This window comes from Zobellella denitrificans (genome assembly GCF_002237365.1).
Lineage (GTDB): Bacteria > Pseudomonadota > Gammaproteobacteria > Enterobacterales > Aeromonadaceae > Oceanimonas > Oceanimonas denitrificans.
In genome coordinates this window covers 41460-50399 of record NZ_NMUO01000018.1, presented here as the reverse complement: position 1 = coordinate 50399, position 8940 = coordinate 41460, and the positions used below count along the sequence as shown (strand labels likewise).

Below are 8940 nucleotides of genomic sequence, written 5' to 3'. Positions count from 1 at the left end.
GTATTGGGGCGCGGGCGGCTCGCCCGCCTGGGGGTGATGCCGTGGTTTGGGTGTGGCTTGAGGCCACGAGGGTTGCCGCCGGGCGGCAATGCCGGCGGGCCGCCTGCGCTCCAGCCGTAGGCGCCCGTTTACGTGGCGCAAACCGACAAACGGGTGCCTTGTGCCAGCTAAAGCGGCACCTACGGCGGCACTCCTCACGCTTTACCTCAGCCCCCGCTTTGCGGACAATACGCGGCCTTACATTTAGGGGAGTGGCATGGAGCTTTATTTCGTACTCAAATCGCCGGCCCGGGCCGAGAATGTGGGCGCCGCCGCCCGCGCCATGAAAACCATGGGCTTCGAGCATATGCGGCTGGTCGACAGCCGGGTGCACCAGCAGGACCAGGCCCACTGGGTGGCCCACGGCGCCCAGGAGATACTGGAGCAGGCCGAGTACTTTCCCACCCTGGCCGAGGGGCTGGCGGACATGGACCTGGTCATCGCCACCACGGCGCGCCGGCGCGGCCGCTACCTGCACTACCTCACCCCCAAGGAAGCCATCAGTCAGGTAAACAACAAGCAACTGGCAAAAGTGGCCATTTTGTTCGGCTGCGAGGAGTCGGGGCTGAGTAACGACGATCTGGCCCATGCCGACATCATCAGCTACCTGCCGCTGAAGGTGGCTTATCCTTCGCTCAACCTGGGCCAGGCCATCATGCTGTATGCCTGGGAGTTCAGCCAGGGGCTGGCGGCGGAAAACGAGGAAAAAAGCGCCATTCAGGCAGAAAATGCCCAGTTAAGGGTGCTGCAACAAAAAACAGAGCAATTGTTTGAGCTTTCCGGAGTGTCGCAGCAGGAAAAACTGGCCGACTGGGTAAGGGACCGATTGCCTATGCTGGAACAGCGGGACCTGAATCTGCTGCATCTGCTGTATAAAGACCTGGAGCGCGCCCTGGCCGGCAAGGAACGAGGTTGACAAGCCGAAAGGCTCGGGTTATTGCTATGCCATCCGTTTTTCGAGGTTGTCCGTCATGCTGTTCCATGCAAGCCGCACCATCACCACCATTATTATTACCGGTACCACCACTGGTGGCACTGGGGCGGGCTGATGCGCTGACGACAAACAAGATCTGAATCCTCAAGCCCGTATCCCAACCAGATGCGGGCTTTTTCGTTTTACACAGGGAGTAATAGATGCGTGTCTTGAAATTTGGCGGCACCTCTTTGGCCAACGCCGAACGGTTCCAGACCGTGGCCGACATCGTGGTCAACAATCAGCGGCAGTCCCAGGTGGCCCTGGTGCTGTCGGCGCCGGCCAAGGTCACCAACCATCTGGTGGCGGTGGTGGAGCAGGCCAGCCGTGGCCTGGATCCGGCCCCGGTGCTGGCAGAGATCGAGCAGATCTTCCACGCCATCATCGATGGCCTCAAGCAACGCTTCGAGCGCCTGGACGATGAGGGCCTGAAAGGTCAGGTCGACCGGGAACTGGGCCAGCTTACCCGCCTGCTGCAGGGGGTGAGCCTGCTGCAACAGTGCCCGGACAACATCCAGGCCCGCATCCTGAGCCGGGGCGAGGCGCTGTCCATCGCCACCATGGCCGAGCTGCTCAAGGCCCGCGGCGAGCAGGTGGAAGTGATTTCGCCCCAGGCCATGCTGCTGGGCGAGGGCAGCTTCCTCGAGGCCCACGTCAATATCGAAGTGTCCCGCCAGCGCTTTCGCGACCAGGGTCTGCGCTCCGACTGCGTGTATCTGATGCCGGGCTTTACCGCCGGCAACGAAAAAGGGGAAACCGTGATCCTGGGCCGCAATGGCTCCGACTACTCCGCCGCCGTGCTGGCTGCCTGCGTGGACGCCGAGTGCTGCGAGATCTGGACCGACGTGGATGGCGTCTACAACTGCGATCCGCGCCTGGTGCCCGACGCCAAGCTGCTCAAGCAGCTGTCTTACAAGGAGGCGATGGAGCTGTCCTACTTCGGCGCCAAGGTGCTGCATCCCAAGACCATCGCCCCCATCGCCCAGTTCCATATCCCTTGCCTTATCAAGAACACCGGCAACCCCCAGGGCGAAGGCTCGCTGATCGGCCCCGAGTGCAGCGACGACGACCTGCAGGTCAAGGGCATCTCCGATCTGGCCGGCATGACCATGATCAACCTCTCCGGCCCGGGCATGAAGGGCATGGTGGGCATGGCCGGCCGCCTGTTCTCCTGCGTGTCCCGCGCCGGGGTCAGCATAGTGCTGATCACCCAGAGTTCGTCCGAATACAGCGTCAGCTTCTGCATCCACAGCTACGACAGGCACAAGGCCCAGAAGGCCATCGCCGACGAGTTCGCCCTGGAGTTCAAGAACAACCTGCTCGAGCCGCTGGACGTGATCGACGATCTGGCCATCATCTCCCTGGTGGGGGATCGGATGCGCACCGCCAAGGGCGTGTCGGCCCGCTTCTTCAACTCCCTGGCCGAGGCGTCCATCAATATCGTGGCCATCGCCCAGGGCTCCAGCGAGCGCTCCATCTCGGCGGTGATCCGCAAGGAAAAGACCACCGAGGCGATCCGCGCCTGTCACCAGAACTTTTTCTCCAGCCGCCAGTTTATCGACGTGTTCCTGGTGGGTTGCGGCGGCGTGGGCGCGGCCCTGCTCGAGCAGATCCGCCGCCAGCAGCCGGTGCTGGAAGCCCAGGACATCGGTATCCGGGTGGTGGGCATCGCCAACTCCCGCAAGATGGCGCTGGACCGCCACGGCATCAACCTGAACGAGTGGCGCGACCGGCTGGAGCAGGCCCATGAGGCCTTCAGCCTGGAGCGGGTGGCCCGCCTGGTGGAAGACAGCCACCTGATCAACCCGGTGCTGGTGGACTGCACTTCCAACGAGCAGATCGCCGATCAGTACGCCGACTTCCTGGCCGCCGGCTTCCACGTGGTGACCCCCAACAAGAAGGCCAACACCGCCAGCCTGGACTACTACCGCGAGTTGCGCCGTACCGCCCGGGCCACCCGCCGCAAGTTCCTGTACGAAACCAATGTGGGCGCCGGCCTGCCGGTGATCGAGAACCTGCAGAACCTGATCCGCGCCGGCGACCAGTTGAAGGCGTTCGGCGGCATCCTGTCCGGCTCCCTGTCCTACATCTTCGGCAAGCTGGACGAGGGCATGAGCTTTGCCGACGCCACCCGCATCGCCCGGGAGAACGGCTTTACCGAGCCGGATCCCCGCGACGACCTCAACGGCATGGACGTGGCGCGCAAGCTGCTGATCCTGGCCCGGGAGGCGGGCATGGAACTCAGCCTGGACGACATAGAAGTGGAAATGGCGCTGCCGCCGGAGTTCGATGCCAGCGGCGATATCGACAGCTTTATGGCGCGGTTGCCGGAGGCCGACGCCTGGTTCGAGGCCAGGGTGGCCGAGGCCGCCGCCGAGGGCAAGGTGCTGCGTTACGTGGGCGCCATCGAAAACGGCCACTGCAAGGTTGCCATCAAGGCGGTAGATGGCGATGATCCCCTGTTCAAGGTCAAGGACGGTGAAAACGCCCTGGCGTTCTACACCCAGTATTACCAGCCGATCCCGCTGGTGCTGCGCGGTTACGGCGCCGGTGCCGATGTCACCGCCGCCGGCGTGTTCGCCGACCTGTTGCGCACCCATAACTGGAAGCAGGAGATCTGAATGAGTGTTGTTGCGTACGCCCCTGCCTCTACCGCCAACGTGAGCGTGGGTTTTGATGTACTGGGGGCCGCGCTGGCCCCCCTGGACGGCACCCTGCTGGGTGACCGCGTGTTCGTGGGCGAGACCGAGGGCGACTTCAACCTGGTCAATACCGGTCCCTTCGCCCACAAGCTGCCGGACGATTTCACCCAGAATATCGTCTACGACTGCTATGTGGCCTACGGCAAGGCGCTGGCGAAAAAGGGCCTCAGGCTCAAGCCGCTGGTGATGACCCTGGAGAAAAACCTGCCGGTGGGCTCGGGCCTGGGCTCCAGCGCCACCAGCATCGTCGCCGCCTTCGTGGCGCTCAACGCCTTCCACGACGAGGCCATGAGCGAGCACGAGCTGACCCTGTTGATGGGCGAGCTGGAAGGGCAGATTTCCGGTTCAGTTCATTATGACAATGTGGCACCCTGTCACCTCGGCGGCATGCAGCTGGTACTGGACGAAGCCGGCGTGGTCAGCCAGTCGCTGCCGGTGTTCGACGACTGGTACTGGGTGGTGTGCTACCCGGGCATAGCGGTGTCCACCTCGGCGGCGCGGGCCATCTTGCCGGCCCAGTACCGCCGCCAGGACTGCCTGGCCTACGGCCGCCGCCTGGCGGGCTTTGTGCATGCCAGCCACACCGGCCAGGAAAAGGTGGCCGCCGCCATGCTGAAGGACGTGATTGCCGAGCCCTACCGCGCCCAGCTGATCCCCGGCTTCAACGAGGTGCGCGAGCATGCCGCCACCATGGGGGCGCTGGCCACCGGTATTTCCGGCAGCGGCCCCACCGTGTTCTGCGTGATGAAGGATCTGCACCAGGCGGAAAAACTTAAAACTTGGCTGGCCGAGCATTTTATTCAGAACCAGGATGGCTTTTGCCATATTTGCAAACTCGATGCCCAAGGCGCACGGGTAACAGGAACGGAACTATGAAGCTGTACAACATCAAGGACAATAGCGAGACCATCAACTTTGCCGGTGCCGTCCGGCAGGGGCTGGGCCGGGGCCAGGGGCTGTTTTTCCCGGAAAGCCTGAACCCGCTGCCCAATGTGGACGCCCTGCTGGAGCTGCCGCTGGTGCCGCGCTCCGTGGCCATTCTGCAGCACCTGATCGGCGACGAAATTCCCGAAAGCACCCTGGCCGCCATGGTGGAGCGGGCCTTCACCTTCCCGGCGCCGCTGGTGAAGGTGGACGACCACACCTACGCCCTGGAGCTGTTCCACGGCCCGACCCTGGCGTTCAAGGACTTCGGTGGCCGCTTTATGGCCCAGTGCCTGGCCACCCTGAGCGACGACGGCAAGATCACCATCCTCACCGCCACCTCCGGCGACACCGGCGCCGCCGTGGCCCACGCCTTCTACGGCCTGCCCAACATCGAGGTGGTGATCCTCTACCCCGAAGGCAAGATCAGCCCGCTGCAGGAGAAGCTGTTCACCACCCTGGGCGGCAACATCCGTACCTTCGCGGTGCAGGGTGACTTCGACGCCTGCCAGGCGCTGGTCAAGCAGGCGTTTGATGACGAAGAGCTGAAAGCCGCGGTGGGCCTCAACTCCGCCAACTCCATCAACATCAGCCGACTGGTGGCCCAGGTGTGCTACTACTTCGAGGCGGTGGCCGAGCTGCCCGCCGAGCAGCGCCACAAGGCGGTCATCGCCGTGCCTTCGGGCAACTTCGGCAACCTCACCGCCGGCCTTATCGCCAAGGCGCTGGGCCTGCCGGTGAAGCGTTTCGTGGCCGCCACCAACGCCAACGACACGGTGCCGCGCTACCTGGAAAGCGGCAACTGGGATCCCCACGCCACCGTGGCCACCCTGTCCAACGCCATGGACGTGAGCCGGCCCAACAACTGGCCGCGGGTGGAAGAGCTGTGCCGGGTCAAGGGTTGGAAACTGTCCGACATCGCCTCCGGCGCCCTCAATGACGAGCAGACCAAAGACGCCCTCAAGCGCTTGTTCGCCCAGGGCTATCTGTGCGAGCCCCACGGCGCCATTGCCTGGGAACTGCTCAACAAGGAGCGGGGCAAGGACGAGGTGGGCATCTTCCTGTGCACCGCCCATCCGGCCAAGTTCAAGGAGAGCGTGGACGAGATCCTGGGCCAGGACATCCCGCTGCCCGGCCCCCTGGCCAAGCACGGCGCCATGGAGTCCCTGTCCGAGGTGATCCCCGCCGACTTCGCGGCCCTGAAAGCCAAGATGATGAAATAACCCATCCGGAGCGCGGGCGGCCCCCCGCGCTCCAAGTTGTGCACCTATCCCTGGAGCGCAGGCGGCTCGCCTGCCTTGCCGCGCAGCGGCAACATGGAAAAAGGGCGAAGGCATGTATCGTTGCCTTCGCCCTTTTTTATGGTTATTCGACCAAACCCGGCGCCGGGTCATGTAGGGTCGACTTCAGTCGACCAACTGCTATCCGTCATCGCTGCAAGTGTTTGTAAGAGATCTCTCAATAAGGCTAGGGATAAGGCGGTTTGTGGCCGTGGAATTTGGTCATAAATCCATTTATCTCTTTGTTATTTAATGATTTTCATATGATGCTTGTTTTTTGCTCGGCCAAGATCCCGTCCCTGGTAAATTGAGCCGGGCCGGTAAATCCGTATAGTTAATACCAACAGCAAGGCAGGCTGGCTTGTCAGGAAGACAAACGGCAGGAAGGCCTTAAGGAACCACCGGCAGGAGCCGGAGCAAGGATTAAGGAAGCGGTGTCGGAGCGGAAGCCGGCAGCCAGGAGGCAAGGGACCAGGCCCGGATGGCCAAGGGGATGACCGAGGGAAAGGTCAGGGATACCTCCAGGACGGAGCGGTTGGCAACAGGACGCGGCCAGTCAGGATGACGCAGGATGACCCCGACGGAACGGGAAGGGGAAGGCTCGGGACGGGTCAGGTCAGGGATTGCAGGGAGCAACCAGGTTCAGGGAACAAACCGACGACACCAAAAGGGGCGGCCACAGGCTGCCCCTTTTCTATTGCGCTTTTGTCCGTATCATGGGGCTACCCCCGGCTTGTCGGCTTATGTTAACTTGTACGACCAGTTGAGTTAATCGGGTAACAAGCCATGAGTCAGGCATTGGATGAGTTATTGACGCTGCTGGCGCTGGAGCCGCTGGATGACGGCCTCTATCGCGGCCAGAGCCGGGATCTGGGCTTTCGCGCCGTGTTCGGCGGCCAGGTGATGGGGCAGGCGCTGGCGGCGGCCAAGTACACCCTGCAGCCGGAGCGGCCGGTGCATTCCTTCCACTCCTATTTCCTGCGGCCGGGGGACGTCAACAAACCCATCATCTACGACGTGGAGAAGATCCGCGACGGCAAGACCACCTCCACCCGCCGGGTGCAGGCGCTGCAATACGGCAAGCCCATCTTCTACATGACCGCCTCCTTCCAGGAGCCGGTGGACGGCTTTGAGCACCAGGCGCCCATGCCTCAGGTGGCGGGGCCGGAGGGATTGGTCCCCGAGAGCGAGCGCATCGCCGCCCTGTCCGCCTTCCTGCCGGAGCGGGTCAAGGACAAGCTGTTGTCGGAAAAACCGATAGAGATCCGCCAGGTCAACTACGTCAACCCCATGAAGCCGGAGAAGATGGCGCCGGTGCGCCATATCTGGCTCAAGGCCAACGGCCGGCTGCCGGACGATCCGCGTATCCACAAGTACCTGCTGGCCTATGCCTCCGACTTCAACTTTTTGCCCACCGCCCTGATGCCCCACGGCCACTCCTTCTGGGAGCCCCAGCTGCAGGTGGCGACCATCGATCACTCCATGTGGTTCCACCAGGACTTCCGCTTCGACGACTGGATCCTCTACGCCATCGAAAGCCCGCGCGCCGTGGCCGGCCGGGGGCTGGTGCAGGGGCATTTCTTTACCCGCGACGGCAAGCTGGTGGCCTCGGCGATGCAGGAGGGCATTATCCGCCCCCGCACGGAATAATCAGGCACTGTTTTAATGGTGGTCATCTCCGCGAAGGTGGGGCTTGCAGGCGCCGGAGGCAGCTTTTAAGCTAGGCGCCAGGTTTTATTTTTCTTCAACGGACACTCCCCATGACCCTGACCTGGAACCAGGTAATAGGCCACGAGAAAGAGCAGCCCTACTTTCAGCAGGCAATGGCCTTCGTCAAGCAGGAGCGCGGCGCGGGCAAGGTGATCTACCCGCCCCAGCAGGATATCTTCAACGCCTTCAAATACACCGAACTGGGTGAGGTGAAGGTGGTGATGCTGGGCCAGGATCCCTACCATGGCCCCAACCAGGCCCATGGCTTGTGTTTTTCGGTGCTGCCGGGGGTGCGGGTGCCGCCTTCGCTGCAGAACATGTACAAGGAGCTGAGCGCCGACATCCCCGGTTTTCGCATCCCCAACCACGGTTGCCTCGAGTCCTGGGCCCGGCAGGGGGTCTTGATGCTCAATACGGTGCTGACGGTGGAGGCCGGCAAGGCCCACTCCCATGCCCGGCTGGGTTGGGAAACCTTTACCGATCACGTGATCCGGGCGGTCAACGAGCACTGCCAGGGCGTGGTGTTCCTGCTGTGGGGCAGCCATGCCCAGAAGAAGGGCGCCATGATCGACCGCCAGCGGCACCATGTGCTGGCCGCGCCCCATCCCAGCCCCTTGTCGGCCCACCGCGGTTTTCTCGGTTGCCGGCATTTCTCCAAAACCAACGAGTTGCTCGCGCAGCAGGGCAAGGCGCCCATCGACTGGCAGTTGCCGACCGAGCTGTGAAATAGGGGGCCCACCGCACCGTTTTTGGAGTGCGGGCGGCCCGCCCGCATGGGTGTTGCACCCAGGGCAAAGGTTCCCGCTGTGCTCCTGTTGTAGGGTCGACTTCAGTCGACCGAACCACGGCGCCGGTGGTGGGGAGGTCCACTGAAGTGGACCCTACAGTGGACCCTACGGTTGGAGTAAGAGCAAAAAAGGCGCCCGCGGGCGCCTGAAAATATTTTCTTCGTGCTCTACAGCTCAAGCTCTTCCAGGTTGCCTTCGTATTCGAAGGCGCAGTCGAGCAGCTGAAGTTCTTTTTGTAAGCGCTTTTTGTCCTTCAATGCTTCTATTTCCCGCCATTTACGCTTTTTGGCGGGTTCACGCGATGTTCCGCGCGCGGACCGTTCAACCACAAACTCCTGATCTTCGAAGCTGAACCTTTCCATGGGGCTCCCTCCTGTTGGCTATCAGTTGCAGTCACATTTGGATATATCACAGTCCGTTCTAAAATAAAACTTGGTTATGACACTTTTATTATGCTTGGCCCGGAAGATGCTCCGGATGAGCAAAAGGACGGCCGGAGGGGCCAGGGAAGGGGGGAGAAACAA

Annotated in this window: 7 protein-coding genes; 6 read left to right on the top strand and 1 reads right to left on the bottom strand. The window is 62.5% G+C overall.

What is annotated here, in order from left to right; all coding sequences use genetic code 11:
* Window positions 1–256: 256 nt before the first annotated feature.
* The 6 genes from CGX12_RS06155 to ung all read left to right on the top strand — a co-directional run bounded on the left by CGX12_RS06155 (window position 257) and on the right by ung (window position 8353).
* Window positions 257–955 carry a tRNA/rRNA methyltransferase gene (locus CGX12_RS06155; RefSeq protein ID WP_094039016.1) on the top strand — a complete coding sequence of 233 codons (699 nt, stop codon included), beginning with the start codon at window positions 257–259 and terminating at the stop codon, window positions 953–955.
* 218 nt (window positions 956–1173) lie between these two features.
* Complete coding sequence (thrA, locus tag CGX12_RS06150) at window positions 1174–3633, top strand: bifunctional aspartate kinase/homoserine dehydrogenase I (RefSeq protein ID WP_094039015.1); 2460 nt, start codon at window positions 1174–1176, stop codon at window positions 3631–3633.
* Window positions 3634–4590: a homoserine kinase gene (gene thrB / locus CGX12_RS06145; protein WP_094039014.1), complete on the top strand. Its 957-nt coding sequence runs from the start codon at window positions 3634–3636 to the stop codon at window positions 4588–4590.
* Window positions 4587–5861 carry a threonine synthase gene (thrC, locus tag CGX12_RS06140; protein WP_094039013.1) on the top strand — a complete coding sequence of 425 codons (1275 nt, stop codon included), beginning with the start codon at window positions 4587–4589 and terminating at the stop codon, window positions 5859–5861. Before thrB ends, thrC begins: the two co-directional genes overlap by 4 nt.
* An 843-nt stretch (window positions 5862–6704) precedes the next feature.
* Window positions 6705–7568, top strand: coding sequence for an acyl-CoA thioesterase II (tesB, locus tag CGX12_RS06135; protein WP_094039012.1), 864 nt, complete (start codon window positions 6705–6707; stop codon window positions 7566–7568).
* Between the two features lie 110 nt (window positions 7569–7678).
* On the top strand, window positions 7679–8353 hold the full coding sequence (gene ung, locus CGX12_RS06130) for a uracil-DNA glycosylase (RefSeq protein WP_094039011.1): 675 nt from the start codon (window positions 7679–7681) through the stop codon (window positions 8351–8353).
* 230 nt (window positions 8354–8583) lie between these two features.
* Here the strand turns inward: ung and CGX12_RS06125 are convergent, their stop codons facing one another.
* The gene (locus CGX12_RS06125) at window positions 8584–8778 is read right to left on the bottom strand and encodes a DUF3545 family protein (protein WP_094039010.1); all 195 of its coding nucleotides are present in this window, start codon (window positions 8776–8778) and stop codon (window positions 8584–8586) included.
* Window positions 8779–8940 lie beyond the last annotated feature (162 nt).

What these genes read in the sequence shown, in the direction of transcription:
- tesB (WP_094039012.1), top strand. Translation starts at nt 6,705, where the DNA reads ATGAGTCAGGCATTGGATGAGTTATTGACGCTGCTGGCGCTGGAGCCG.
- thrA (WP_094039015.1), top strand. Translation starts at nt 1,174, where the DNA reads ATGCGTGTCTTGAAATTTGGCGGCACCTCTTTGGCCAACGCCGAACGG.
- ung (WP_094039011.1), top strand. Translation starts at nt 7,679, where the DNA reads ATGACCCTGACCTGGAACCAGGTAATAGGCCACGAGAAAGAGCAGCCC.
- thrC (WP_094039013.1), top strand. Translation starts at nt 4,587, where the DNA reads ATGAAGCTGTACAACATCAAGGACAATAGCGAGACCATCAACTTTGCC.
- CGX12_RS06125 (WP_094039010.1), bottom strand. Translation starts at nt 8,778, where the DNA reads ATGGAAAGGTTCAGCTTCGAAGATCAGGAGTTTGTGGTTGAACGGTCC.
- CGX12_RS06155 (WP_094039016.1), top strand. Translation starts at nt 257, where the DNA reads ATGGAGCTTTATTTCGTACTCAAATCGCCGGCCCGGGCCGAGAATGTG.
- thrB (WP_094039014.1), top strand. Translation starts at nt 3,634, where the DNA reads ATGAGTGTTGTTGCGTACGCCCCTGCCTCTACCGCCAACGTGAGCGTG.